The sequence below is a fragment of the Fluviicoccus keumensis genome (assembly GCF_004217445.1).
Classification (GTDB): domain Bacteria; phylum Pseudomonadota; class Gammaproteobacteria; order Pseudomonadales; family Moraxellaceae; genus Fluviicoccus; species Fluviicoccus keumensis.
On sequence record NZ_SHKX01000015.1, the window covers coordinates 99,028 to 123,357 of the forward strand.

Consider the following 24,330-nt stretch of genomic DNA (forward strand, 5'->3'; position numbering starts at 1 on the left):
CCAGACCGGGATTATTCGTCGGTTCCGGTACATTCCGCGCGGGTGGTGTCCAGCGAGCAACGCACCTTCTTCAGGATTTTCATCATCCGGGCGTCGTACAGGCCTTCCTTGGTCATTTCGATGCGGGACTTGGTCAGGAAGTCTTCCAGCGCCTGAGCCTGAGCGGGCTCCTGTTCAATCCAGTACTTACCCGGAACATCCTTGTCCTGATGGTCGATGCTGATGAAGAACTGGTTCAGCATGTCTTCCAGGAACTGGGCGGACATGGAGCGGAAAGCCGCCACGCGGGCATCCACATCCTCGGTTTTCTTGCGGATCATGTCGCGGTTGATCACCAGAGCCGCCGTCAGCTGCGTGATCGGCGTCTTGAAGACACCGCCCTTGTCGCCGATGCCTTGACCGAGCTGGAAGGGGTAGTAGGCCACGGCCGGAGCCAGAATGGCGTCTGCTTCTCCCTTATTGAAGGGCTTGGCGAAACCGCTCAGGGACTCGGCCACCGGGGTCGCGCCCATTTTGCCGATGAGCGTGTTCAGGGTCTTGTCCCAGTTCAGGATGGCGATCTTCTTGCCATTCAGCGCATCCAGCGTCTTGGTGCTGCCGTCGCGGGTGAACAGGTATTGCGCGCCCAGCGGATAAACGCCGATCGTCTGGTAAGGACCGGAAATGGTGTAGGGCTCGATCTTTTTGTCCAGCAGGGTCTTCAGCACCACCCGCATGTGCTGGTAGGTGGGTATGGCGCCGGGGGCATCAATACTGCCCATGAACCGGTTGAACTCACGCGAGCGCAACGTCGACATCACCGCGCCTTCGCATTGTCCGGCCTTGAAGGCCTTGACGGCGTCTTCTTCCTCGGTAAAGACCTTGAGGGTGGCCTGGATGTTCCAGCGCTTGGCGATCAGCGCCAGATCCTGGGCGCGGCCATAGTACTCGCCGTTGCGGCCCTGCATGTCGAAGAAGCAGATGGACATTTTCAGGGGCTTGGCGAAGGCGGCGGGCAGGCCTTCGGTGCCGGGCTTGAGGTCGGTGGCCAACGGCAGCAGGTCGGCGGCCATGGCGCTGGCGCCGGCCAGCAGCAGACCGGCTTGGCAGACGTGAAGCAGATTCTTTTTGAGGCTCGAAAACATGGGATTCATCCTTATGCCGGGCCCTGTCGGGGCCTGTGATTATTGTCAACGCATCGTTGTTAGGCTGCAGCGGGGCAGATGTCCCCCACCGGCGTTATCGATCGATTATGGCACAAATTTGTGGAATTGCATGCGGTGCGCGAGGCGCTTCAACAGGCGGGGGATAGAGGGAGGAATGACGCGCAAATGAAAACAGGCGCTTGCAAGCGCCTGTTTTCAAGGTATTTGGTGGGCGATACTGGGATCGAACCAGTGACCCCTACCGTGTGAAGGTAGTGCTCTCCCGCTGAGCTAATCGCCCGTCTTTCAACGAGGGGTGCATGATACCAGATTGCATCCATCGTTCAAGGGGGGCGTGCGCCAACACGCCCCGACTGTTTATTTTTTTATCGTTTTGCTCAGGAAATCAAGCAGGGTATCCAGCGGGATATGCGTGGTTTCGCTATCGCGGCGGCCCTTGTACTCGATAAAGCCTTGGTCCAGTCCTTTCTCGCCCAGTACCAGCCGGTGCGGAACGCCCATCAGCTCGCTGTCGGCAAACTTCACACCCGGGCGCTCGTTGCGGTCATCGAAGAAGACATCGTAACCGGCGGCAACCAGCGTCTGGTACAGCTTCTCGCCTTCCTCCTGGATGCGCATCGACTTGGCCCAGTTCATCGGTACCAGCGCAATGTGGAAGGGGGCGATGGCGTCCGGCCAGATGATGCCGTTCTCATCGTGGTTCTGCTCGATGGCGGAAGCCACCACGCGGGTGACGCCGATGCCGTAGCAGCCCATGGTGACGGTGAACGGCTTGCCGTCCTCGCCCAGCACGTTGCAGTTCAGCGCCTGCGAATACTTGGTGCCCAGCTGGAAGATGTGGCCGACTTCAATGCCGCGCTTGATCACCAGCGTGCCCTGGCCGTCGGGGGAGGGATCGCCTTCCACCACGTTGCGTACATCGGCGACTTCCGGTTCCGGCAGGTCGCGGCCGAAGTTGACGCCGGCCAGGTGGAAGCCTTCCTTGTTCGCGCCGCAGATGAAGTCGCTCATCACCGCCACGGTGCGGTCGGCAATGACACGCACGGCCTTGCTGACGCCCACCGGACCGATGAAGCCGGGTTTGCAGCCGAGGAACTCGACGATTTCGGCTTCGGTCGCCAGACGGTGATCCTTCAGCCCGGCCAGCTTGCCGGCCTTGATCTCGTTGACGTCATGATCGCCGCGCACCAGCAGCAGGGTAAAGTGCTTCACCACCGGGGCTTTCTCGTCGGCTTGCGTTTCGCTCACCACGGCCACGGCCTTGACGGTGCGGGTCACGCCCACGCCCAGCAGGGCGGCGACATCGGCGCAGGCGGTCTGGGTCGGGGTAGAGACTTCGCGGAAATCTTCCGAGGCGGCGGCGCGGGGCTGCGCCGGGGCGACGGCTTCGGCCATTTCAATGTTGGCGGCGTAATCGCTGGTATTGCTGAAGGCGATGTCATCCTCGCCGCTGGAGGCAAGGACGTGGAATTCGTGCGAGCCAGTGCCGCCGATGCTGCCGGTATCCGCCTGCACCGGACGGAAATCAAGACCCAGACGGGTGAAGATCCGGCAATAGGTGTCGTACATCACGTCGTAGGTTTCCTGCAGCGAAGCCTGGTCGGCGTGGAAGGAGTAGGCATCCTTCATGATGAACTCGCGCGAGCGCATCACGCCAAAGCGGGGACGGATCTCGTCGCGGAATTTGGTCTGGATCTGGTAGAAGTTGACCGGCAGCTGCTTGTAGGAGCGCAGTTCGTTGCGCGCCAGATCGGTGATCACTTCTTCGTGGGTGGGGCCCAGCACGAAGGGCGCGCCGTGGCGGTCCTTGAAACGCAGCAGTTCCGGACCGTATTGCACATAGCGGCCGGATTCTTCCCACAGCTCGACCGGCTGCGTCACCGGCATCAGCACTTCCAGCGCGTTGGCGCGGTTCATTTCCTCGCGGATGATCGCTTCCACCTTTTTCAGCACGCGGTGACCCAGCGGCAGCCAGTTGTACAGGCCGGTGCCGACCTTGCGGATCATGCCGGAGCGCAGCATCAACTGGTGGGAGATAACGACGGCATCGCTGGGGGTTTCACGCAGGGTGGCGAGCAGGAATCGGCTGGCGCGCATATTCGGGTTCCAGTAGAAAATGAACAGGTCGGACGGATGCGCGATTGTACGGCGTACAGCCCCCCGGAGAAAACTGCTAATATGACCCTCTTTCCCCGAAATATCGCTGTCCCCCGGAAGCCTTCATGCCTGTCAAACCCCTGACCGTAGACCAGTTGTACAAACCCGCCCATGCCGAATCCCTGCCCGCGTCCACGCGTCGCACCAAGGCCTTCAATGACTTTCTGGGCCAGGACCGCGCCCGCGAGGCGGTGCACATGGCGCTGGCCATGCCGCACGACGGGTACAACATCTTCGCGGTCGGTTCCAACGGTCTGGGCAAGCGCACCATGATCAAGCGGCTGTTGCAGGAAATGGCCGTGGACCTGCCGCCGGCCAGCGATTGGTGCTATCTCAACAACTTCGCCGATCCCCGCAAGCCGATCGCGCTGCAGCTGCCGCCGGGCAAGGGCGCGCTGATGCAGAAGGCGCTGGCGAAACTGTGGCGGCAGCTCAGCCGCGCCATCCTCACCACCTTCCAGCACGAGGCCTATCAGGGCCGGGTGGAAAGCCTGAAGGGTGAACTGACGACGGCGCAGCAGAATGCCTTGCAGGAGCTGGCGAACGAGGGCGAGAAGCGCGGCCTGAAACTGGTGCTGCGCACGCCCGGCGGTCACGGCTTCTCGCCGGTGAACGACAAGGGCGAGGTGATGAACGTCGAGGAGTTCAACACCCTGCCGCCGGAAGAACAGGACAAGCGCAAGAAGGCCATGGGCGACATGGAAGAGCGCATGCAGAAGCTGGCCGAAAAACTCGGCCGTCTGGAAGAGATCAACCGCGACCAGGTGCAGAAGCTGAACGAGGAAGTGGCGCTGGCCACGATCAAGCCGCTGATCCAGCGCGTGCATGACCAGTTCAGCGACCTCAAGGCCTTCACCGATTACCTGCAGGCCTACGAGCAGGACGTGGTCGACAACATCGACCTGATCCTCAACGCCCAAGACAACGAGCAGGATGCCGTCGCCAGCGTCACGTCCGACAACGCCATTCCCTCGCGCTACCAGATCAACGTGGTGGTGTCGCATAACCCGAAGAAGGGCGCGCCGGTGGTGTTCGAAGACCTGCCGACGCACTACAACCTGATGGGGCATGTCGAACAGGTCACCTACATGGGTACGGTCGCCACCGACTTCACCCTGATCCGCGCCGGCTCGCTGCACCGCGCCAATGGCGGTTTCCTGATGCTGGAAGCCGAACAGGTGCTGGAGCAGCCCTACGCCTGGCAAGGGTTGAAGCGTGCCTTGAAGTCGCGCGCCATCAAGCAGTCGTCGCTGGAGCAGATGCTGACCCTGACCGGCACCATCTCGCTGGAGCCGGACCCGATTCCGCTGAACCTGAAGGTGGTGCTGCTGGGCGATCCGGAAACCTTTTACCTGTTGCAGGAATACGATCCGGAAATCCAGCAACTGTTCAAGATCCGCGCCGATTTCGCGGGCACCATGCCGCGCAGCCTCGACAACGAACAGCGTTACGGCCATTTCCTGGCGGATTGCGTCGCCAAGGAAAAGCTGATGCCCTTTGACCGCAGCGCGCTGATGAGCCTGATCGAGGAAAGCGCGCGTTCGGCTGAAGACCAGTTCAAGCTGTCGCTGCATGCCGCCAGCGTCGGCGACCTGTTGCGTGAAGCGCATTTCTGGGCGAAGTCGGAAGACGCCAAGCAAGTCACCTCCCGCCATGTACGGCTGGCGCTGAACGGACAGGAACGCCGTCGCGGCCAGTTGCGCGAATACTATCTGGAAGACATCGCCCACGGCACGCAATTGCTGACGCTGGACGGCGGCGTGGTCGGCCAGATCAACGGCCTGACCGTCATCCATTACGCCGACAGCGAGTTCGGCATGCCGTCGCGCATTACCGTCACCGTGCATCACGGCGGCGGCGACGTGCTGGATATCGAGCGCACCGTCGACATGGGCGGCCCCTTGCACGCCAAGGGTGTGTTGATCCTGTCCAGCTTCCTCAAGTCGCGTTTCGGCCGTGAACGGCCGCTGCATTTTTCCGCCAGTATCGCCTTCGAGCAGAACTACGGCGGCGTCGACGGCGACAGCGCCACGCTGGCCGAACTGGCGGCGCTGGTGTCGGCCATCAGCGGCATCCCGGTGCAGCAGGGCATCGGCATTACCGGCTCCATGAACCAGGTCGGGGACGTGCAGCCGATCGGCGGCATCAACGCCAAGATCGAGGGTTTCTTCGCCGCCTGCAAGCTGAAAGGCATCACCGGTAAGCAAGCCGTCGTGATGCCGGTGCAGAACGTGCGCAACCTGATGCTGCGCGCCGATGTGCTGGAAGCGGTGGAGCAGGGGCATTTCACCATTTATGCCATCAGCCGCGCCGAGGAAGCGCTGGAGTTGCTGCTGGGCATGCCGATAGGGACGCCGGACGCCAAGGGGCATTACCCCGATGACAGCATTACCGGCCGGGTGCTGAAACAGCTGAAGCGCTGGCATAAAGCCGAGCGCGATGACGGCGAGGGCGGCGGCCGCAAAAAGAAGAAGGGCAAGAAAAAAGGCAAGGGCGGCGATTCAAAGGCTGCCGCCGAATAGCCGATGCCTTTGACGGAATGGGGCCTAGCCTTCGGCCCCTTCCTGCACATACTCGCGGATTTCTTCCCAGTACTCCCAGTCCGTATGTTCCTGGTACTCGATATCCAGCGGGTAATGCTTGTGCCCGGCCAGCAGCTTGTTCATGCGCTGGATGAAACGCGGATAGCTGCGGGTGTAATAGCACCACTCGCGCTGGCCGTCGCCGGTGATGATGTGCACCAGGAAGCTTTCCTCGGCGTCATCCAGCGGGTCCAGCAACTCCTGGAACGCCTGCATTTCCTGCAGCAGGTGCTGATCCGGCAACTGATCCTCGAAAATCCATTCGATGACCACCACGGTTGAGAACGCGTCGGGATCCGCGCCTGCCGGCGCGTGTTGCCGCACGCTGTAGATTTTCTTGGTTCCGTCCTCGAAGTCCGCGGAAGCGGTCAGCCACTCTTGTTCCATTTTGTCACTCCGGTCAAAGCCCCTTTCATCAAAACCATAGGTCAGCCGCGGAGGATTTGCACACCTTTCTCAAGGGTATTGCCGAATTAATTGCTCGAATTGATCCAGGGTCAATTCCCCGGCCCGTCGGGCTTCCGTGACCTCGGCGCCTTGCCGGAAAATCAGTACGGCGGGCGGGCCGAACAATTGGAAGCGGTCCAGCAACTGCCGCGAGGCTGCCGTGTTATCGGTGATGTCCGCGCGCACCAGCAGCCAGTTTTGCAAGCGATCCTGCACTTGCGGTTGTGCGAAAACCTCGCGTTCCATGGTCTTGCAGCTGACGCACCAGTCGGCATAAAAGTCGAGCAGCAAGGGCTGACCCGTGCTGCGCGAGGTTTCCAGCAAGGCATCCAGTTCGGTGCTGCTGTGTATGGTGCGGAAGGCGCGGGCCCCATCGGCGGGATTGCCCTGACCCCAATGCGATAGCGGTTGCAAGGGATCGGAACCGCCGCTGGCGGCGCCCGCCAGCAGCATCGCCGACCAGATCAGGCCGGTATAAGACAACGTCCGCCACAACACGCGCCATTTGCCGCCCCACAGGTTCAGCCAGAAAGCCGTACCCGCCGCCAGCACCGCCCACAGGAACAGTGTCGCCGGGCCGGGCAAAAGGCGGTTGAGCAAGCTGATCGCCACCCCCAGCAACATCACGCCGAACGCCTGCTTGACCCGGTTCATCCAGGTGCCGGACTTGGGCAGGAAGCGACCCTCGCTGGCGCCGAGAATCATCAGCGGCGTGCTCAGTCCCAGTCCCAGTGCAAACAAGGCGGCGAATCCCATGGTCACATTGCCGTGTGCGGAAACCGTGAGCAGCACGCCCGCCAGCGGCGCGGAAACACAGGGAGAAACCACCAGTGCGGAAAAGAAGCCGATCATCAGCGTGCCGGCGTAGCTGCCCGCCTTGCCCTTGCGGCTGAGCGCGTCCAGCCGGTGTTGCAACCCCGCAGGCAGTTGCAGGTGGAAGACATCGAAACTGGCCAGCGCCAGCAGGGCGAACAGCAGGCTGAATACAACAAGCACCGCCGGATGCTGCAGCCACAATGACAGATTGGCCTTGCCCCCGAAGAGAGCCACCAGCCCGCCGATCGTGCCGTAACTGGTCGCCACGCCGATGCCATAGGCCAGCGCCAGCAGGAAGCCCTGGCGCGCATTGGCGGCATGCTGGCGCGCCACCAGGCTGGCGACGATCGGCAGCATGGGCAGTACGCAGGGAGTAAACGCCAGCCCCAGCCCCAGTACCCAAAGGGTCAGCAGCGCCAGCAGCGGCCGGTCGGCCAAGTGGAAACTGTCCGTGGCTGAACCGGCGGCTGGGAGGGTATCGCCGGCCGCTGCGGCGGTGGCCGGAGCGGCATTCGGGGTGTCAGGTCCTTCATCGTCCACATCGTAGGTGATGGTGGGCACAATGGTCGGAATGGGAATGCTCACATCTTTCGGGGTAATGCGGATATCTGGCGTGCGGGCGGCGGCGCTGACGGGAATAGTCTGCGATTGCGGCGGATAGCACAGGCCGGCTTCGGCGCAGCCTTGCCAACTGACCTTGATTTCCCCTTGGCCGCTCAGATGCAGGTTCACCAGCACGTCGCTGTGATACACCGGAACGCGCCCGAACTCCGGATCATCCTTGATTTCCGGCGCATGGTTGAAAACAGCCTCGCCCAGCAGGACATTGCCGCTGTTGACCGTAAACTTGAAGCGATCCTTGTAAAGGTAATAGCCGGGCGTCACGCTGAACTGTAATGAAACCCCGTCGCCCTGAGGGCTGGCCAGCAAGGTAAAGGCTTGTTCGGCGGGGAGGAATTCGCGTGCGGCGGTAGGCTTGGAGCCGCCAAACCCTGCCGTTGCGGCATCCAGGCGTTTCAGTTCGGCGGCCTGGGCGGCGCAGCCCCATGCTAGCCATGTCAGGACAAATATGATTAGCTTGAACGGGTTAGGCCTCAAGGGAAACTCCAGGGAATCGACCATGAATGTAAACTTTATAAAATACGCGGTTATGGGCGTCGGCGCATTACTGCTTGTGTTAATCCTGAACCCCTTCGTCGTGATCGGGGCCGGTGAGCGCGGCGTCGTGATGAATTTCGGTGCGGTGCAAAAAGACATCATGGGCGAAGGCCTGCATTTCCGTATCCCCATCATGCAGAAAGTCGTGGTGATGGACGTCAAGGTGCAAAAGGGGGAAGGGCAGGGGGATGCCGCCTCCAAGGACCTGCAGCAAGTCACCACCAACGTCGCCATCAATTACCACCTGGACCCGACGCGGGTGGCTGAAACCTACCAGACCGTCGGCACGCTGGCGGAGGTGGCCGAGCGCATCATCCTTCCGGCGGTGCAGGAATCGGTCAAGGCGGCCACTGCAGTCTACACAGCGGAGGAGCTGGTTTCCCGCCGTCAGGAAGTGCGCGACAAGATCCGTTCCCTGCTGCGTGAGCGGCTGGCGCATAACGGCGTCATCGTTGACGAGTTTTCCATCGTCAATTTCGCTTTTTCCCGCGAGTTCAGTAACGCCATTGAATCGAAGACCACGGCCGAACAGCTGAAACTCAAGGCCGAACGTGATCTGGAACGCATCCGGATCGAGTCCGAACAGAAAATGACGCAGGCCCGCGCCGAGGCAGAAGCCCTGCGCGTGCAGAAGGAAAACGTGACCGAAAACCTGATCAAGCTGCGTCAGATTGAAATGCAACAGCGCGCCATCGAAAAATGGGACGGCAAACTGCCTCAAGTTACCGGCGGTTCAACGCCTTTTATTGACCTGCGCAGCAACCAGTAAGCCGATTGGCCTTGATGACGCCAGCTTCTGTCGCCGATGAGCATTGACCCGTCAGTGTGAATCCATCACATTAACGGGTCAAAACCGACTTGATCTACTGAACAGGGCTGAGACCCGGCAAGGACACTTTCATGTGGCAAGAATTCCAGGCCCATATGTGGCTGTACATCTCCATTCCGTTCATTAGCGGCTTCATCGGTTATGTCACCAAGGTGGTGGCGATTGAGATGATGTTCTCGCCGCTGGAATTTGTCGGCATCAAGCCGTTCTTCGGCTGGCAGGGCATCGTGCCGCGCAAGGCCGTGAAGATGGCCACCATTTCCGTGGAGCTGATGACCACCCGCCTGATCCGCGCCGAGGAAATCTTCGCCCGCCTTGATCCCAAGCGCATTGCCAAGGAAATTGAAGTGCCGATGACGGCGGCCGTGGAAGAAATCGTCCACGAGGTCGCCCAGACCTACAAGCCGGGTTTGTGGGAAGCCATGCCGGACTTCGCCCGCCAGAAAGTGATCAAGAAAGTGCAGGCGGAAGCCCCCGCCGTGGTCGAAGCGGTCATGACCGAAGTGCAGAAGGATGTCGCCAAGTACTTCGACATCAAGCACATGGTGATCAGCAACCTGCTCAAGGACAAGAGCATGTTGAACGACATCTTCAAGAAAGTGGGACGCCAGGAGTTCCGTTTCTTTAGCAACGCCGGTTTCTATTTCGGCTTTGGTATCGGCCTGATCCAGATGGTGTGCTGGCTGATCTTCAAGCAGGGCTGGATGCTGCCCGCTTTCGGCGGCTTTGTCGGCTTTTTCAGTGACTGGGCGGCGCTGCAGATGATGTTCCGCCCGCTGGAGCCGAAAAAGTACCTGGGCATTACCTTCCAGGGCTTGTTCTTGCGTCGCCAGCATGAAGTCGCCCGCGATTACGCTGCCCTGATTTCCAAGCAGCTGCTGACCCCGGCCAACATGGTGGAAGAGCTCTGCCGCGGCGCGATGAGCGACCGCATCATGGACCTGATCCATCGCCATGTCCGCCTGATGATCGATAACCAGTCCGGCATGGTCAAGCCGCTGGTGGTCTACGCTGTCGGCACCAAGCAGTACATCGAGATGAAGGCGAATGTTGCCGAGCGCATCATGGCGCAACTGCCAGAAACCATGAAGCACATGGAGTCCTACGCCGAAGACGCGATGGACATCCGCAACACGCTGGTGGAGCGCATGCAGCGCCTGACCCCGACCGAGTTCGAGGGCATGTTGCGTCCGGCCTTCAAGGAAGACGAATGGTCGCTGATTGCCGTCGGCGCGGCGCTGGGCTTCCTGGTGGGCGAATTGCAAGTGCATTTCATGCTGGCGCAATAAGCGGGCATGAACTAATCCAGAAGGAGGCCCGGGGCCTCCTTTTGTGTTTCAGGGAAGTCCCGCTGTTGTCTGCTGTTCGCACTCCGACCGGGTTCGGAGCCGGTCCGAGTCAGGAGGGTTGTCGTGTCCAGGAAACTGCTGATTGTCGCCCACACGCCGTCGCCCAATACCCGGCGCTTGCTGGACTCTCTCCTGCATGGAGCAGCGCATTCGGATATATCCGGGGTGGAGGTGATGCATAAGCCTGCCTTGCAAGCCGAACCGGATGACATCCGTAGCTGTGACGCCATCCTGCTGTTCACCACCGAAAACCTGGGTTACATGAGCGGCGCGCTCAAGGATTTTTTTGACCGTTGCTATTACCCGGTGCTGGAAGAAAAGCAGGGATTGCCATGCCTGGTTGTCATCCGCGCCGGGCATGACGGCACCGGCACCCGCCGTGCGCTGGATACGATCCTGACCGGTTTGCGCTGGAAGCAGGTGCGCGAGCCGCTGGTGTTGCGCGGCGAGTGGCGGGAGGAATTTGCCGGTCTGGCGGAGGAGGCGGGACTGTATCTGGCGGCGGGGCTGGAAGCGGGAATTTTCTGAGCGTCATTTGCCATACAATCATCCGGTAAGTTACAGGTCGGTTTCCGCGCAAACCCTTGCCATTCCTGCACATTCGTCCTTATCTTGCCATCGTAAAAATAATGACCGGCAGTCCACAAAAGACTGCCAAAAGCCCTATCGAGTGTCATACACTTAGCCCCGCCCAGGCGACGTGCGCCCGAAATGTCGCACCGCCCAGCCTGAATAGCGGGTACGGCCTCCCGAACGCCCAGTGCGGCTGACGGATCCGACCGCCGTGTCACTGTGCCATCCAACACAAAATTATGGAGACTTCGGCATGATTTATTCCGGAACTGCCATCAGCGTGCAAGCCCTCGACGGCGGCATTGCTGAGTTCAAGTTCGACCTCGCCAACGAATCGGTCAACAAATTCAATCGCGCCACGGTCGAAGACCTGGCCGCCGCCGTCAAGGCCGTCAAGGCCGACAGCAGCATCAAGGGCCTGATCGTCACCTCCGGCAAGCCCGTCTTCATTGTCGGCGCCGACATCACTGAATTCGGCGACAGCTTTGCCTCCGGCGAAGCCGCCATTCTCGAGTGGCTGGCCCAGTCCAACGCCATCTTCAACAGCTTCGAAGACCTGCCGATCCCGACCGTGGCCGCCATCAACGGCATCGCCCTGGGCGGCGGTTTCGAAATGTGCCTGGTCTGCGATTACCGCGTCATGTCCACCGCCGCCAAGGTCGGTCTGCCCGAAGTCAAGCTGGGTATCTTCCCGGGCTTCGGCGGCACCGTGCGCCTGCCGCGCGTGATCGGTGTCGACAATGCCGTCGAGTGGATTGCCGCCGCTGGTGAAAAGCGTCCGGACGCTGCCCTGAAGGATGGCGCCGTGGATGCCGTGGTCGCTCCCGAGAAGCTGCGTGACGCCGCCATCAACCTGGTGCAGCAGTGCCTCGACGGCAAGCTGAACTGGCAAGCCAAGCGCGCCGAGAAGCTGAACCCGGTCAAGCTGAACATGCTGGAGCAGATGATGGCTTTCCAGACCGCGACCGCCATGGTCGTCGGCAAGGCCGGCCCGAACTACCCGGCGCCGAAGCTGGCCCTGCAAGCCATGCAGCAGCATGTCAGCCTGGACCGCGACGCCGCCCTCAAGGTCGAAGCCAAGCAGTTCGCCAAGGTCGCCGTGACCCCTCAGGCCAACGCGCTGATCGGTCTGTTCACCGCCGACCAGACCGTGAAGAAGATTTCCAAGAAGCACGAAAAGGGCTCCAACAAGGAAATCAACCAGGCCGCCGTGCTCGGCGCCGGCATCATGGGTGGCGGCATCGCCTACCAGGCCGCCAGCAAGGGCACCCCGATCATCATGAAGGACATTCGCACCGAGGCCCTCGATCTGGGCATGGGCGAAGCCACCAAGCTGCTGGGCAAGACCGTGGAAAAGGGTCGCATGACCCCGGCCGAAATGGGCAAGGTGCTGTCCCGCATCCGTCCGACGCTGAACTACGGCGACTTCAAGACGGTCGATATCGTCATCGAAGCCGTGGTCGAAAACCCCAAGGTCAAGACTGCCGTGCTGAGCGAAGTGGAAGGTCTGGTCAGCGAAGACACCATCCTCGCCTCCAACACCTCGACCATTTCCATCACCTACCTGGCCAAGGCCTTGAAGCGTCCGGAAAACTTTGTCGGCATGCACTTCTTCAACCCGGTGCACATGATGCCCCTGGTCGAAGTCATCCGCGGCGAGAAGTCCTCTGACGCCGCTGTCGCCGCCACTGTGAAGCTGGCCCAGAAGATGGGCAAGACCCCGATCGTCGTCAACGACTGCCCGGGCTTCCTGGTGAACCGCGTGCTGTTCCCGTACTTCGGCGGTTTCGACATGTTGGTACGTGACGGCGCCGACTTCCAGGCCGTCGACAAGGTCATGGAACGTTTCGGCTGGCCGATGGGCCCGGCTTACCTGCTCGACGTGGTCGGTATTGACACCGGCGTGCACGCTGCCAAGATCATGGCCGAAGGCTTCCCCGACCGCATGCAGCCGAACTACAAGTCCGGCACTGAAATCATGTTCGAAAACAACCGCTACGGCCAGAAGAACGGCAAGGGCTACTACGTCTACGAACAGGACAAGAAGGGCAAGCCGAAGAAGGTTGTCGATCAGACCACCTACGAACTGCTGGCTCCGATCGCTGCCGAGCGTAAGGAATTCGACGCCCAGGAAATTATCGACCGCTGCATGATCCCGATGGTGAACGAAGTGGCGCGCTGCCTGGAAGAAGGCATTGTGGCCTCCGCCGCCGAAGCCGACATGGCCCTGATCATGGGTATCGGTTTCCCCCCGTTCCGCGGCGGCGCTTGCCGTTATGTGGACCAGATCGGTGTCGCGAACTACGTCGCCCAGTGCGAAAAGTACGCTCATCTGGGCAAGGCTTACGAAGCGCCGCAACTGCTGCGTGACATGGCCGCCGCCAACAAGAAGTTCTTCGGTTAATTAAGGAGCGCATGAAAATGGCACTGAATCCTCGTGATGTCGTGATTGTTGATGGCGTGCGTAGCGCCATGGGCCGCTCCCGCAACGGCATGTTCCGCAATGTCCGCGCCGACTCGCTGTCCGCCGAGCTGGTCAAGGCTCTGCTGGTGCGCAACCCGGCCCTGAACCCGGCCGACATCGAAGACGTGATCTGGGGCTGCGTCAACCAGACCATGGAACAGGGCATGAACATCGCCCGTAACATCGCCATGCTGGCCGAGCTGCCGCGTACCGTTCCCGGCCAGACCGTGAACCGTCTGTGCGGTTCCTCGATGCAGGCATTGCATACCGCCGCCGCCCAGATCGCCACCGGCCAGGGTGACGTCTTCGTCATTGGCGGCGTGGAACACATGGGCCACGTCGGCATGATGCACGGCATCGACCTGAACCCGGCTGCGTCCAAGTACTACGCCAAGGCGTCCAACATGATGGGCCTGACGGCCGAAATGCTGGGCACCATGAACGGCATCAGCCGTGAAATGCAGGACGAGTTCGCCCTGCGTTCGCACAAGAAGGCGTGGGAAGCCACGCTGGAAGGCCGTTTCAAGAACGAAGTGATCGGCATCGAAGGCCATGACGCCAACGGCTTCAAGGTCCTCTGCGAGATCGACGAAGTGATCCGTCAGGACGCCTCGCTGGAACAGCTGGCCTCGCTGAAGCCCGCCTTCAACCCGAAGGGCGGCACGGTTACCGCCGGTTCGTCCTCCGCGCTGTCCGACGGCGCATCCGCGATGCTGGTGATGTCCGCCGCCAAGGCCGCCGAACTGGGTCTGAAGCCGCGCGCCAAGATCGTCAGCATGGCCGTGGCCGGCTGCGACGCCGCCATCATGGGCTGGGGCCCGGTTCCGGCAACGGAAAAGGCCCTGAAGCGCGCCGGTCTGTCGATCAATGACATCCAGATCGCCGAGCTGAACGAAGCCTTTGCCGCGCAAGGCCTGGCGGTGATGAAGGGTCTGAAGATCCTCGACAAGGCTGACGGTTTCGTCAACCTGAACGGCGGCGCGATCGCCCTGGGCCACCCGCTGGGTTGCTCCGGCTCGCGTATCACCACCACGCTGTTGAACGTGATGGAATGGAAGGATGCCGAGTTCGGCCTGGCCACGATGTGTATCGGCCTGGGTCAAGGCATCGCCACGATCATCCAGCGCGTGTAAGAAACCTCGCCTTTTACCGAAGGCAAGCAGCCCCGTTACTCACAAGGTGACGGGGCTTTTTTATGGGCTCCGGAAACTGAAAGCCCGGCGAATGCCGGGCCGGATGTCTCAGATGACGCGCGAAAAGCGCTTCTTGCTTTCCTCATTCTTGAGGTAGGCGTCAAACACCATGCAAACATTACGGATCAGCAGCCGTCCGCGCGGCTGAACCTGAATGCGGCCATCGCTCAGATTGATCAGGCCATCGGCGGCCATGTCCTGCAGTTGCGCCAGTTCCTTGGCGAAATAGGTGCTGAAGTCGATATTCCAGGCATGCCCCATCGCCGCCATATCGACCGAGAAATGGCAGATCAATTCGGTAATGACAGCCCGGCGCAGCTTGTCGTCCTCAGTCAGCTTTACGCCGCGATAAACCGGCAGCTTTCCGGCACTGACCCGCTCGTGGTACTCCTCCAGCGACTTCACGTTCTGGCTGTAAGTGTCGTCCACCATGCCGATTGAGGTAATGCCCATCGCCACCAGGTCGCAGCCGGCGTGGGTGCTGTAACCCTGGAAGTTACGGTAAAGCGTGCCGTGTTCCTGCGCCAGCGCCAACTCGTCATCCGGTTTGGCAAAGTGATCCATGCCGATATAGACATAGCCTTCCGCCGTGAGTTTCTCGATCACGTATTGCAGGATGGCGAGTTTGACGGCGGGAGAGGGCAGGGTGTCGGCATCCATCTGCTTTTGCACCTTGAACAGGTGCGGCATATGCGCATAGTTGAAGACTGACAGCCGGTCCGGCGACAGTTCCAGAATCTTTTCCAGCGTCACGGCGAAGCTGTCGACCGTCTGGAAGGGCAGGCCGTAGATCAGGTCGATGTTGATGGATTTGAAACCGTTGGCGCGGGCGGCATCCACGGCATCGAAAGTTTCCTTGACGGTCTGGATACGGTTTACCGCCTTTTGCACGACCGGGTCAAAATCCTGCACGCCGAAGCTCATGCGGTTGAAGCCCAGCTGGCGCAGGTGCGCAATCTTGGCCGGGGTGACTTCCCGGGGATCGATCTCGATCGAGTAGTCGCCTTCATCGTTGTCGAGAAAGGTGAAGTGTCCGCGCAGCTTGTTCATCAGCGCGCTCATTTCTTCGTCGCTGATGAAGGTTGGCGTGCCGCCGCCCCAGTGCAACTGGCGAACCTCCCGCCCCGGCGTAAACAGGGCGGATTGCAGTTCGATTTCCCGGTGCAGGTCGGCCAGATAGGGGGAGGCGCGTTTGCGGTTGGCGGTAATGATCTTGTTGCAGGCGCAGTAATAGCAGACCACGCCGCAAAAGGGCAGATGGACGTACAACGACAGCGGTCGCGCCGCCGTATTGGAGGCAGCGATGGCTTCCCGGTAAGCTTCCTCGCCGAAGCCTTCGTGAAACTGTACGGCGGTCGGGTACGAGGTGTAGCGCGGCCCCGACAGGTCATAGCGTTGCAAGAGTTCGGGGTCGAAGATCAGGGCGTTGTTCATGGGGGAATCCCGGCAGGTTTCCCCATAGTTTATAGGGGCTTGCAGGTCAGGGGAACTGTCCGGACGAAGGGGATTCGCCGGACAGTGGAGGTTTCATTCCTCGACGCTGTCCTCATAAGGAATGAAGGGCTGCGCCGGGGCTTGTTCCGGCGTCATCACCATGATTTGCGTGGCGCAAAAACCCTTGTCGTTGCGGCCCAGCAGGAAGCTGACACGGTCGCCCACATGCAGCGAGGCAAAATTACGGTTCTTGACTTCACTGAAGTGGAAGAAGACGTTGTCCATGTTGTCGTCCGGCGTAATGAAGCCAAAGCCGCCTTCCTTCAGGCTCTGGATGACGCCTTCACTGCGGATGTCCGGGTTGGGAATATGCGGCGGTGTCGGCGCGACAGGGGCCGGTGGCGAATGATGATGATGACCGTTGCCGCTACTGCCGAAACCAAAGCCGCTGAACATGCCCTGCTCCTCCTTGGGATACAGGAAGAGGCTGTTGATCTGGGCGTCATTGCGCATGGAGCGGTCATCAATGATCTGGTGCATCAGCACCGGGTAAGTCGCTTCGTCCAGCAGTACTTGGGCGGTGCGGGTCAGTTTTTGCAGGTTGTTGCGATCGGTGTATTCAAAGTCCCAGGCCAGCAGCATCACGCGGGTGCCCAGCGTATTCAGCTTGCGCAGCAAAGGCCGGAAATCGCCGTCGCAGGCGACCAGCACCAGGACATCAAACTGCTTGTAGATGGACAGCTCGTAGGCCTCCAGCGCCAGCCAGACATCAATGCCTTTTTCACCATCCGGTCCCAACGGCAGGTAGTGGGTGGTGACGCCCTCGCGCATCAGTACTTCATCAAACAGGCGTTCTTTCAGCAGCAGGTCGCGTTGCTCGGCATCCTGGGCGCGCAGGCGGCCGCGGAAATAGTGGGCATCCACGATATGGCAATAGCGGACATCGGTGTTTTCTTCGACAGCCACGCGGTGGCGGATGAAGTCATGCAGTCCGGAGATGCTGATGCGGGATTTGCGGGAATGGTAATACTGGTAGTAGTTACTGACATGCAGGAAAAAATTACCGTCGTAAAAAATCCCGATCTTGGTGAAGTTTTTCTGGGCGGTGGCCATGATGGCTCCTTCTTATTTGTTTTGACTATGAGTTTAGTGTCGCTTATCCGTTTTCTTTCATTCCGTGCGCCGGTCGATTCATTCGGCCAACCACCCGGAGCCTGATCGGCAAGGCTCCGGATCTCCTCATCACTAGAGTTCGATCTGGGTTCCCAGCTCCACCACCCGGTTGGTGGGGATCTGGAAGAAGTCGGTAGCGGAGGCGGCATTGCGCGACATCGCCACGAACAGCATTTCACGCCAGGGAGCCATGCCGCCTTCGACTCGGGGAATCAGCCGTTCCCGGGACAGGAAGAAGCTGGTGTCCATCATATCGAATTCCAGCCCGAAGTCCGCGCAGCCCGACAATAATCGGGGGACATCCGGTTGCTCCTTGAAACCGTATTCACCGGTAATCAGCCAGAAATTATGGGAAATCTGTTCAACTTTAAGCCGATGCCGGTCTTCTACAAATGGAATATCTTTGGTGTGCAGAGTCAAGAGTACGTTGCGGCTATGCAGGATTTTATTGTGTTTCATATTGTGTAGCAGGGCGTGCGGTACGTATTGATGGCTGCCGGTCATGAAGACGGCGGTGCCCTCGATTTCCTGGATCGGGCCGGAGGCGATACTGTTGACGAACAGTTTCAACGGCATGGTTTCGTTGTTCAGTTTCTCGAACAGGATTTCACGGCCGCGCTTCCAGGTCATCATGATGGTGAACGCCGTGGCGCCCAAAGTCAGAGGGAACCAGCCGCCTTGCAGGATCTTCAACGAGGTCGCGCCGAAGAAGGCGAAGTCGGCAATCAGGAACGGTGCGGCCAGCAGCCCGGCCAGCCAGGGCGACCAGCCCCAGACGGTGGTGGCGACAAAACCGGCCAGCAAGGTGTCACAAATCATCGTCATGGTGACAGCGATGCCATAAGCCGAGGCCAGGTTGCTGGAGGATTTGAACGTCAGCACCAGGATGATGATTGAGCCCAACAGCAACCAGTTCAGGAAGGGGATGTAAATCTGGCCGATTTCCTTGACCGAGGTGTGCTGGATGTCGAAACGGGGCAGATAGCCCAGTTGCACGGCCTGACGGGCAATGGAGAATACGCCGGAGATGACGGCCTGGGAGGCAATGACCGTGGCGGCGGTGGCCAGGATGATCAGCGGAATCAGCAGCGAGTCCGGGGCCAGTTGGTAAAACGGATTGTTGATGGCCGACGGATCGGTCAGCAGCAGGGCGCCCTGACCGGCGTAGTTCAGGATCAGCGCCGGGAAAACCAGGGCAAACCAGGCGTAGCGGATCGGGCTGCGTCCGAAGTGACCCATGTCGGCGTACAGCGCTTCACCGCCGGTCACGGTCAGCACAACCGCACCAAGGGTAATGAACGACGTGCCGGGGTGCTCTGTCAGAAAGCTGACGGCCCAGAGCGGGTTCACCATCTGCAGCACTTCCGGATGGTTGTGGATGTTGTACAGGCCCAGTCCGCCAAGCGTCGCGAACCAGATCAGCATGATAGGGCCGAACAACTTGCCAACCGAACCGGTGCCGTGGCGCTGAATGAAAAACAGCGTGAACAGCACGGTAATGGTGATCGGCAGAACGTATTGGTGCAGCGCGGGCGCGGCGACGTTCATACCCTCGACCGCCGACAACACGGAAATAGCCGGTGTAATGATGCCGTCGCCAAAGAACAACGCGGCCCCGAACAGGCCGATGGCGATCAGCAGACGCCGCTGCCAGGCGACCAGCGACTTGTTGCGCAGGCTCAGGGCCAGCAATGCCATGATGCCGCCTTCCCCGTTATTGTCAGCACGCATGATGAAGGCAATGTATTTCAGCGACACCACAACGGTGATGGACCAGAAAATCAGCGACAGCAGGCCCAGCACATTGTCGTGGGTGATGGCGATGCCGTGGCTGGCGTGGAAACACTCCTTGAGCGCATACAGCGGGCTGGTTCCGATATCGCCGAAAACAATGCCAAGGGCGCCCAGGGTCAGGGCGGGCATCGGGGTTCGCTGGGAATCATGGGACTGCATGAAAAAATCTTCTCCGTGGGCGCCGTGACGGGCCTGGAACTGGAATGGGGCTTTGGGGTGGATTTCCGTGGGATCGGGGAATGGCTGGCTATTCGTTCATGCATTTTACCATTGCCCGGTCTATTTCCACACCCGGGCCAAGGAGAAAGCATGATGAAAAAACTTTTGCGTTTCCAAGAACATTGCGCTAATCTTTCGCACCTCGCAGGGCCAAGCCCGGCGAGACCCGGTGAGGTGTCCGAGTGGTTTAAGGAGCACGCCTGGAAAGCGTGTGTACGTTAATAGCGTACCGAGGGTTCGAATCCCTCCCTCACCGCCATATTCAACAAACAGGCCCGCTATTGCGGGCCTGTTTGTTTTTCAACATCCGGTCTGGCGGATATGCTGCAGGAAGGCGGGTATCCGCCGCTCCAGATAGTAGTCCGGCCGCAACCACGTTCCTCCGATGAACCCCACATGCCCGCCTTTATCCGCCAGTTCGAAATGGATGCTGGGCGAAAGCATTTCCGCGGGCGGCACCACTTCGGGCACCATGAACGGATCGTCGGCGGCATGGATGACCAGCGTCGGGGCGCTGATGTGGCGCAGGAACTGGCTGGGTTGGCAGCGGGTATAGTAATCATCGACATCGCGGAAGCCGTGCAGTGGCGCCATCACCTGCTGGTCAAATTCCCAGAAGGAAGTAAAGCGGCCGTTGCCGACGTGCTTTTCCAGCAACCGGACGGCCTCATTGGCGCCGGTTTGCCGGAAATGCTGCAGTTTGGACAACCACAGCCCGCCCATCTCGGTCAGCAAATGCTTGCGATACAGTCTGGACAATCCCCGGTTCATCTGGTCGGCGCATTGCGCCAGATCCAGCGGTACGGAAACCGCGACCCCGCCTAACAGCCGGTTGTCGGAACCCAACTCCGCCAACGCTTTCAGCACCATGCTGCCACCCAGGGAATAACCGACCAGCGCGACTTTCCGGCCGCTTTCAGCCGCCAGCATTTCCAGTACGGCGATGACATCATCGCTGGCTCCGGCGTGATAGGCACGCGGCAGGCGGTTGGGAATCCGGGCGCCGCGACAGTTCATCGCGGCGCTGGGCCAGCCAAGCGCCGCCAGCGCCTTTTGCAACCCGAGGACGTAGTGTGACTCGCTGCTGCCGCCCAATCCATGCACGATCAGGGTCAGCGGGACATCGGAAGCGACGGGGTGCGGCTCATGGCAGTCCAGCCATAAGTGATCGCCGTCGGGCAGCGTGATTTCCCGCCGCCGACGATGCAGTCCGGGCGGATTACGGCGGTGAAAGGTCGCGAAAACGGTTTGCAGGTGTGCATTTTCCAACCCCTTGGCGGGACGGAAAGGGCTGCGGAAAAACGATTGCGGAAAGGGATAATGGCTCATGGTGGACGGGGTGATCCAGTAGCGGGAGGTGTTGGGTGCTGACGCTAGCATGAGCAACCGGTGAAATGAATACATCCATCGCGGATTAAGCTGCGTTATCATGTTCCGCAATTGCCGTCTGGCTGGCAGGCGGTTTTCGTATGGATTTCAAGGCAGGTGCAAAATGACTGAGACCGTCAGACCGCGTGTGGCCGTATTGGGTGGAGGCAGCTTCGGAACGGTGATCGCCAATCTGGCCGCCGGTAACGGCTGCGAGTCCACACTCTGGCTGCGTGACGCCGATCTGGTCGCCGACATGAGCGCTACCCGGGAAAATACCCGCTATCTGCCGGGTTTCCGGCTGGCCGACGGCCTGCGCTTCAGCAACGATCTGGCCGAGGCGGTCGCGGGCGCTGATCTCGTGTTTGTCGCCATTCCCAGCAAAGCCTTCCGTCAGGTAGTGCAGACCGTCAAGCCGCATCTTCAGCCAGGGCAAATGCTGGTCAGCATGACCAAGGGCATCGAGGCCGGCACCTTCGCCATGATGAGCCAGATACTGCGCGAAGAAGTGCCGGGAGGACGCATCGGGGTGCTGAGCGGCCCCAACCTGGCCAAGGAAATCGCGGCCTGCATGCCAGCAGGCACCGTGATCGCCAGTATCGATCCGGAAGTGCGCGCAACCGTGCATACGGCGTTGGCCTGTCCCTACTTCCGTGTCTTCGCCAATACCGATATCTACGGGGTCGAGCTGGGCGGCGCCTTGAAGAACATTTACGCCATCGCGACCGGCATGGCGGTGGCCCAGAAGGTCGGGGAGAACAGCCGCAGCATGCTGCTGACCCGCGCCCTCGCGGAAATGAGCCGCTTCGCCGTGCAGATGGGCGGTAATCCCCTGACCTTCCTCGGACTCTCAGGCGTCGGCGACCTCTTTGCAACCTGCAGTTCTCCCCTCAGTCGTAACTATCAGGTCGGCTTTGCGCTGGGCTCAGGCAAAAAGCTGGCCGATATCGTGGCTGATCTGGAGCAGACGGCCGAGGGTATCAACACTATCCTGCAGGTGCGCCAGCAGGCCGACCGTCTGGGGGTCTACATGCCCATTGTCGCCGGTCTCTACGAGATCATTTTTAACGACAAGCCGATCTTTGAGGTCGCCGCGGCAATGATGACCAGCGGCCAGCGCAGCGATGTCGAATTCGTATTGCCCAACCGGTGAGCTTTCATGCAAATCATCCTGATCCGGCACGGTGAAGCCGAGCCGATGCGTCGTACCGACGCCGAACGCAACCTGACTCTGAACGGACTTCATCAGGCCCAGCAGGCTGCCGCCTGGCTGATCAATCATGGCGTCAGCCTGGACGGCCTGTTTGCCAGTCCTTATTATCGGGCGCGGCAAACCGCCGGTGAAATCGGCAATGTCCTGGATGTGCCGGTCACGCTGACGGATCGCATCACGCCGGATCGTGATCCCCGCGAGATTACGGCCTGGCTGGACTCGCTGGATTTGCCCGAGAATTCGGTGATTGCGCTGGTTTGCCACATGCCGGTGGTCGGCTTGCTGGCGGCCTATTGGTGCGAGGGTGGCGGATCGACCGCTTTTTCACTGGCCGAGGTGATGGTGCTGGATATGCCGGTGCTGGCCGCGGGGCAGGGCAGCCGCACGGGCGGCTTTGTTCCCCACTAGCGGGGCCGGGTCACGAGGTCACAATCCGGCGCAGATTGATGCCGGCGATACTGCAGAAGTTGGCGCGGATCCCGCGCCGTTCGAATTCGTTGCGCAACTCTTCGATCACAATCTTTTCGACCTCGCCTTCCACATCGGCCACAATCTTGCCCAGCATGGCGGTCAAGGAGCCGCGATGCTCCTTGACGAGTTCATCCAGATTGGTGATTTCGATGGTAATCATGATGATGGGGTCACTTGTTGAGGCGGAGCCGCATCTTAGCATGAGGTCCCGGCGAGTAAAGGTGGCGCACCAGGCTTGCTGATTTTCCTTACAATTGTTGCGCGGCAGGCATTTGCCCTTTGCTAGAATGCAGCCTCAACTCATGGAACGGTCGTTGTATGTCCACCCTGATCATCGTTATCGCCACTGCCATTCTTTCCAGTCTGCTGACGCTTACCTTCGGTTACTGGATCTTCCGCCGTTTCTGGGAGCGGGACATGGAGGTGCGCTTTCGCCAGCTGCATGATGATATCGGTCGCACGGTTGAAACCCGGGTGCGCCGGGCCGTAACCGAAAGCCTGAGTGATCCTCGTCCGGCGGACATGCTGCGTGAAACCACATGGAAGGCTGCCAAGTCAGGCTCGGATCTGCTGAGTGACAGCCTCAGCAACCTGATCGGAAAATGGCGGCGTCAAACCGATGACGTCTGACCGGCCCTAGCTGAGGGCGTAGACTACCCAGGCGCCGATGCCGCCGCCCAGTGTCAGCAGCAACACCACCATCATGAAGCGGATATACGAGAGTTGTGTCTGCAACTGTTCGGTGATGGTATCCAGCTGGTGCTTATGTGAAAGCACTTCACGCCGCAGTTCCGATACTTCCTCGCGGGTTTCGCGGATCAACTCCGGCAGCGGTTGCAGGTCCTGCAGCCAGGTCAGGTCCTGCTGGCTCAGTTTCTGCCAAAGCTGGTTCAGCGGCCAGTGGCTCTTCAGCCACAGACCGGCGGCCGAACGCACGTTGAACTCCTGCATCAGCAAGCGCAGATTATTGGTGATCTCGGTGTCGCCCCACAGGTTGAGGTGGCCCTTGTCCTCCATGCGCTGTTCATCTTCAAGCCCCAGGAATGTCCAGACCAGATCGCGGACACGGCCGCTCATACGGATTTGGACCTCGCCGGGCGCGCGCGGGGAAACCTCGATGCGGTCGCTGGAGAACTGCAGGTAAAACACCATGTAGGGGGAGAACGTTTTGACGCGGACGACCATCCCGTCCAGCGGAGCGATATGCTGCCGGTGTTCAGGATCAAGCTCCAGAAAGGAGTTGAGCAGGCTTTCCAGGCTGTTCAGCCAGAAATAGGACAGCGTGCCGGAGTGTTGGGCGTTTTCTTCTCGTCCAGTCATCTTTTTCAGAGGGGTATTGTTTGTCTTGGTGCGGGCGGCATTGATCCGGTCCTTTCCTCTTATAACGTCTGTCGGCGCAGAATGCAAAGCCTGCCGCCATAATTTTGTCCTACAATTTATGAGATTGGGCCAAATGCGCGTGCTAGCATTGCTCGTTTATAAAAATGCCATTTTGGGGGGCTGCCATGACGAATGAAAAAAAGGGGACCGATAAGTCCCAGAAGCTGACGTCCGTCACGGACCTCCGCAAGTACACCCAACAGATCTGGCTGGCCGGTCTGGGCGCTTTCTCCCGCGCCGAGGAAGAGGGCGGCAAGCTGTTTGACAACCTGGTCAAGGTGGGCGAAGAGCTGGAGTCCCGGACCCGGGATATCGCCGACACGACGGTGGAAACCGTGGCGGAAGCCCGTGACAAGGTGCTGGAAAAGGCCAGTGACACCCGCGGCAAGGTCGAAAAAGCCTTTGATGACAAGCTGTCGGCAGCCTTGAACCGGCTGGGAATTCCCACCCAGCGCGAACTGGACACGGTTAACGAGCGCCTGGATACGCTGACCAGCGTACTGGTGGAACTGACCGAAGAGATGAGGCGCAACCGCAAGGACTCCTGAGACCCTGCTGCAACCTG

Annotated in this window: 20 protein-coding genes and 2 tRNA genes; 11 read left to right on the forward strand and 11 right to left on the reverse strand. The window is 60.2% G+C overall.

The genetic code is table 11. From position 1 onward, the window contains the following. Nucleotides 1-11 precede the first annotated feature (11 nt). From EV700_RS14635 to EV700_RS14645, 3 genes are all read right to left on the reverse strand, one after another. Nucleotides 12-1,124 carry a putative solute-binding protein gene (locus EV700_RS14635; protein WP_130415133.1) on the reverse strand — a complete coding sequence of 371 codons (1,113 nt, stop codon included), beginning with the start codon at nucleotides 1,122-1,124 and terminating at the stop codon, nucleotides 12-14. 226 nt (nucleotides 1,125-1,350) lie between these two features. Beyond that, a tRNA-Val gene (locus EV700_RS14640) sits at nucleotides 1,351-1,425 on the reverse strand. Between the two features lie 77 nt (nucleotides 1,426-1,502). Then, nucleotides 1,503-3,242: a proline--tRNA ligase gene (locus tag EV700_RS14645; RefSeq protein WP_130415135.1), complete on the reverse strand. Its 1,740-nt coding sequence runs from the start codon at nucleotides 3,240-3,242 to the stop codon at nucleotides 1,503-1,505. 125 nt (nucleotides 3,243-3,367) lie between these two features. Here EV700_RS14645 and EV700_RS14650 point away from each other — a divergent pair, with 125 nt between their 5' ends. Then, a complete protein-coding gene (locus EV700_RS14650; RefSeq protein ID WP_130415137.1) occupies nucleotides 3,368-5,824 on the forward strand; it encodes a Lon protease family protein in 2,457 nt (818 codons plus the stop codon). Between the two features lie 24 nt (nucleotides 5,825-5,848). Here the strand turns inward: EV700_RS14650 and EV700_RS14655 are convergent, their stop codons facing one another. Beyond that, nucleotides 5,849-6,271, reverse strand: a complete 423-nt coding sequence (locus tag EV700_RS14655; protein WP_130415139.1) for a DUF695 domain-containing protein — start codon at nucleotides 6,269-6,271, stop codon at nucleotides 5,849-5,851. Between the two features lie 69 nt (nucleotides 6,272-6,340). Beyond that, complete coding sequence (dsbD, locus tag EV700_RS14660) at nucleotides 6,341-8,269, reverse strand: protein-disulfide reductase DsbD (RefSeq protein WP_130415141.1); 1,929 nt, start codon at nucleotides 8,267-8,269, stop codon at nucleotides 6,341-6,343. On the opposite strand from dsbD, the gene EV700_RS14665 reads away from it, so the two are divergent. The 5 genes from EV700_RS14665 (at nucleotide 8,268) to fadA (ending at nucleotide 14,653) form a co-directional block, all read left to right on the forward strand. Then, nucleotides 8,268-9,074 (forward strand): prohibitin family protein, encoded by an 807-nt coding sequence (locus EV700_RS14665; protein WP_130415143.1) that lies wholly within the window; start codon nucleotides 8,268-8,270, stop codon nucleotides 9,072-9,074. The genes dsbD and EV700_RS14665 overlap by 2 nt on opposite strands. Before the next feature lie 131 nt (nucleotides 9,075-9,205). Further along, complete coding sequence (locus tag EV700_RS14670; protein WP_130415145.1) at nucleotides 9,206-10,423, forward strand: DUF445 domain-containing protein; 1,218 nt, start codon at nucleotides 9,206-9,208, stop codon at nucleotides 10,421-10,423. 123 nt (nucleotides 10,424-10,546) lie between these two features. Further along, entirely contained in the window at nucleotides 10,547-11,011 is a 465-nt protein-coding gene (locus EV700_RS14675) for a flavodoxin family protein (protein ID WP_130415147.1), read from the forward strand. Between the two features lie 298 nt (nucleotides 11,012-11,309). Beyond that, nucleotides 11,310-13,460, forward strand: a complete 2,151-nt coding sequence (gene fadB / locus EV700_RS14680) for a fatty acid oxidation complex subunit alpha FadB (protein WP_130415149.1) — start codon at nucleotides 11,310-11,312, stop codon at nucleotides 13,458-13,460. A 17-nt stretch (nucleotides 13,461-13,477) separates the two neighbouring features. Continuing rightward, nucleotides 13,478-14,653 carry an acetyl-CoA C-acyltransferase FadA gene (gene fadA / locus EV700_RS14685; RefSeq protein WP_130415151.1) on the forward strand — a complete coding sequence of 392 codons (1,176 nt, stop codon included), beginning with the start codon at nucleotides 13,478-13,480 and terminating at the stop codon, nucleotides 14,651-14,653. A gap of 108 nt (nucleotides 14,654-14,761) precedes the next feature. Here fadA and hemN read toward each other — a convergent pair whose 3' ends face one another. The 3 genes from hemN to EV700_RS14700 all read right to left on the reverse strand — a co-directional run bounded on the left by hemN (nucleotide 14,762) and on the right by EV700_RS14700 (nucleotide 19,273). Next, on the reverse strand, nucleotides 14,762-16,147 hold the full coding sequence (hemN, locus tag EV700_RS14690) for an oxygen-independent coproporphyrinogen III oxidase (protein WP_130415153.1): 1,386 nt from the start codon (nucleotides 16,145-16,147) through the stop codon (nucleotides 14,762-14,764). 93 nt (nucleotides 16,148-16,240) lie between these two features. Next, nucleotides 16,241-17,260 carry a cold shock domain-containing protein gene (locus EV700_RS14695; protein ID WP_130415155.1) on the reverse strand — a complete coding sequence of 340 codons (1,020 nt, stop codon included), beginning with the start codon at nucleotides 17,258-17,260 and terminating at the stop codon, nucleotides 16,241-16,243. A gap of 132 nt (nucleotides 17,261-17,392) precedes the next feature. Further along, a complete protein-coding gene (locus EV700_RS14700; RefSeq protein WP_130415157.1) occupies nucleotides 17,393-19,273 on the reverse strand; it encodes a potassium transporter Kup in 1,881 nt (626 codons plus the stop codon). A 228-nt stretch (nucleotides 19,274-19,501) separates the two neighbouring features. On the opposite strand from EV700_RS14700, the gene EV700_RS14705 reads away from it, so the two are divergent. Beyond that, nucleotides 19,502-19,592: transfer RNA gene (locus EV700_RS14705), tRNA-Ser, on the forward strand. Nucleotides 19,593-19,633: 41 nt separating this feature from the next. Here EV700_RS14705 and EV700_RS14710 read toward each other — a convergent pair. Then, complete coding sequence (locus EV700_RS14710; protein WP_242610281.1) at nucleotides 19,634-20,713, reverse strand: hydrolase; 1,080 nt, start codon at nucleotides 20,711-20,713, stop codon at nucleotides 19,634-19,636. Between the two features lie 112 nt (nucleotides 20,714-20,825). Here EV700_RS14710 and EV700_RS14715 point away from each other — a divergent pair, with 112 nt between their 5' ends. Together EV700_RS14715 and sixA are read left to right on the forward strand one after the other, a co-directional pair. Further along, nucleotides 20,826-21,854, forward strand: coding sequence for an NAD(P)H-dependent glycerol-3-phosphate dehydrogenase (locus tag EV700_RS14715; protein WP_130415159.1), 1,029 nt, complete (start codon nucleotides 20,826-20,828; stop codon nucleotides 21,852-21,854). Between the two features lie 6 nt (nucleotides 21,855-21,860). Continuing rightward, on the forward strand, nucleotides 21,861-22,322 hold the full coding sequence (gene sixA / locus EV700_RS14720) for a phosphohistidine phosphatase SixA (RefSeq protein WP_130415161.1): 462 nt from the start codon (nucleotides 21,861-21,863) through the stop codon (nucleotides 22,320-22,322). A gap of 10 nt (nucleotides 22,323-22,332) precedes the next feature. Here sixA and EV700_RS14725 read toward each other — a convergent pair whose 3' ends face one another. After that, complete coding sequence (locus EV700_RS14725; protein ID WP_130415163.1) at nucleotides 22,333-22,545, reverse strand: cytochrome-c oxidase; 213 nt, start codon at nucleotides 22,543-22,545, stop codon at nucleotides 22,333-22,335. A 158-nt stretch (nucleotides 22,546-22,703) separates the two neighbouring features. Between EV700_RS14725 and EV700_RS14730 the strand changes: the two genes are divergently transcribed. Continuing rightward, entirely contained in the window at nucleotides 22,704-23,015 is a 312-nt protein-coding gene (locus tag EV700_RS14730; protein ID WP_130415165.1) for a hypothetical protein, read from the forward strand. Between the two features lie 6 nt (nucleotides 23,016-23,021). Here the strand turns inward: EV700_RS14730 and EV700_RS14735 are convergent, their stop codons facing one another. Next, on the reverse strand, nucleotides 23,022-23,705 hold the full coding sequence (locus tag EV700_RS14735; RefSeq protein ID WP_130415167.1) for an SCP2 sterol-binding domain-containing protein: 684 nt from the start codon (nucleotides 23,703-23,705) through the stop codon (nucleotides 23,022-23,024). Nucleotides 23,706-23,890: 185 nt separating this feature from the next. On the opposite strand from EV700_RS14735, the gene EV700_RS17130 reads away from it, so the two are divergent. Beyond that, complete coding sequence (locus tag EV700_RS17130) at nucleotides 23,891-24,313, forward strand: phasin family protein (protein ID WP_278044918.1); 423 nt, start codon at nucleotides 23,891-23,893, stop codon at nucleotides 24,311-24,313. Nucleotides 24,314-24,330: the final 17 nt, after the last annotated feature.

What these genes read in the sequence shown, in the direction of transcription:
- EV700_RS14635 (WP_130415133.1), bottom strand. Translation starts at nt 1,124, where the DNA reads ATGTTTTCGAGCCTCAAAAAGAATCTGCTTCACGTCTGCCAAGCCGGT.
- EV700_RS14645 (WP_130415135.1), bottom strand. Translation starts at nt 3,242, where the DNA reads ATGCGCGCCAGCCGATTCCTGCTCGCCACCCTGCGTGAAACCCCCAGC.
- EV700_RS14650 (WP_130415137.1), top strand. Translation starts at nt 3,368, where the DNA reads ATGCCTGTCAAACCCCTGACCGTAGACCAGTTGTACAAACCCGCCCAT.
- EV700_RS14655 (WP_130415139.1), bottom strand. Translation starts at nt 6,271, where the DNA reads ATGGAACAAGAGTGGCTGACCGCTTCCGCGGACTTCGAGGACGGAACC.
- EV700_RS14665 (WP_130415143.1), top strand. Translation starts at nt 8,268, where the DNA reads ATGAATGTAAACTTTATAAAATACGCGGTTATGGGCGTCGGCGCATTA.
- dsbD (WP_130415141.1), bottom strand. Translation starts at nt 8,269, where the DNA reads ATGGTCGATTCCCTGGAGTTTCCCTTGAGGCCTAACCCGTTCAAGCTA.
- EV700_RS14670 (WP_130415145.1), top strand. Translation starts at nt 9,206, where the DNA reads ATGTGGCAAGAATTCCAGGCCCATATGTGGCTGTACATCTCCATTCCG.
- fadB (WP_130415149.1), top strand. Translation starts at nt 11,310, where the DNA reads ATGATTTATTCCGGAACTGCCATCAGCGTGCAAGCCCTCGACGGCGGC.
- fadA (WP_130415151.1), top strand. Translation starts at nt 13,478, where the DNA reads ATGGCACTGAATCCTCGTGATGTCGTGATTGTTGATGGCGTGCGTAGC.
- hemN (WP_130415153.1), bottom strand. Translation starts at nt 16,147, where the DNA reads ATGAACAACGCCCTGATCTTCGACCCCGAACTCTTGCAACGCTATGAC.
- EV700_RS14695 (WP_130415155.1), bottom strand. Translation starts at nt 17,260, where the DNA reads ATGGCCACCGCCCAGAAAAACTTCACCAAGATCGGGATTTTTTACGAC.
- EV700_RS14700 (WP_130415157.1), bottom strand. Translation starts at nt 19,273, where the DNA reads ATGCAGTCCCATGATTCCCAGCGAACCCCGATGCCCGCCCTGACCCTG.
- EV700_RS14710 (WP_242610281.1), bottom strand. Translation starts at nt 20,713, where the DNA reads ATGCTAGCGTCAGCACCCAACACCTCCCGCTACTGGATCACCCCGTCC.
- EV700_RS14715 (WP_130415159.1), top strand. Translation starts at nt 20,826, where the DNA reads ATGACTGAGACCGTCAGACCGCGTGTGGCCGTATTGGGTGGAGGCAGC.
- sixA (WP_130415161.1), top strand. Translation starts at nt 21,861, where the DNA reads ATGCAAATCATCCTGATCCGGCACGGTGAAGCCGAGCCGATGCGTCGT.
- EV700_RS14725 (WP_130415163.1), bottom strand. Translation starts at nt 22,545, where the DNA reads ATGATTACCATCGAAATCACCAATCTGGATGAACTCGTCAAGGAGCAT.
- EV700_RS14730 (WP_130415165.1), top strand. Translation starts at nt 22,704, where the DNA reads ATGTCCACCCTGATCATCGTTATCGCCACTGCCATTCTTTCCAGTCTG.
- EV700_RS14735 (WP_130415167.1), bottom strand. Translation starts at nt 23,705, where the DNA reads ATGACTGGACGAGAAGAAAACGCCCAACACTCCGGCACGCTGTCCTAT.
- EV700_RS17130 (WP_278044918.1), top strand. Translation starts at nt 23,891, where the DNA reads ATGACGAATGAAAAAAAGGGGACCGATAAGTCCCAGAAGCTGACGTCC.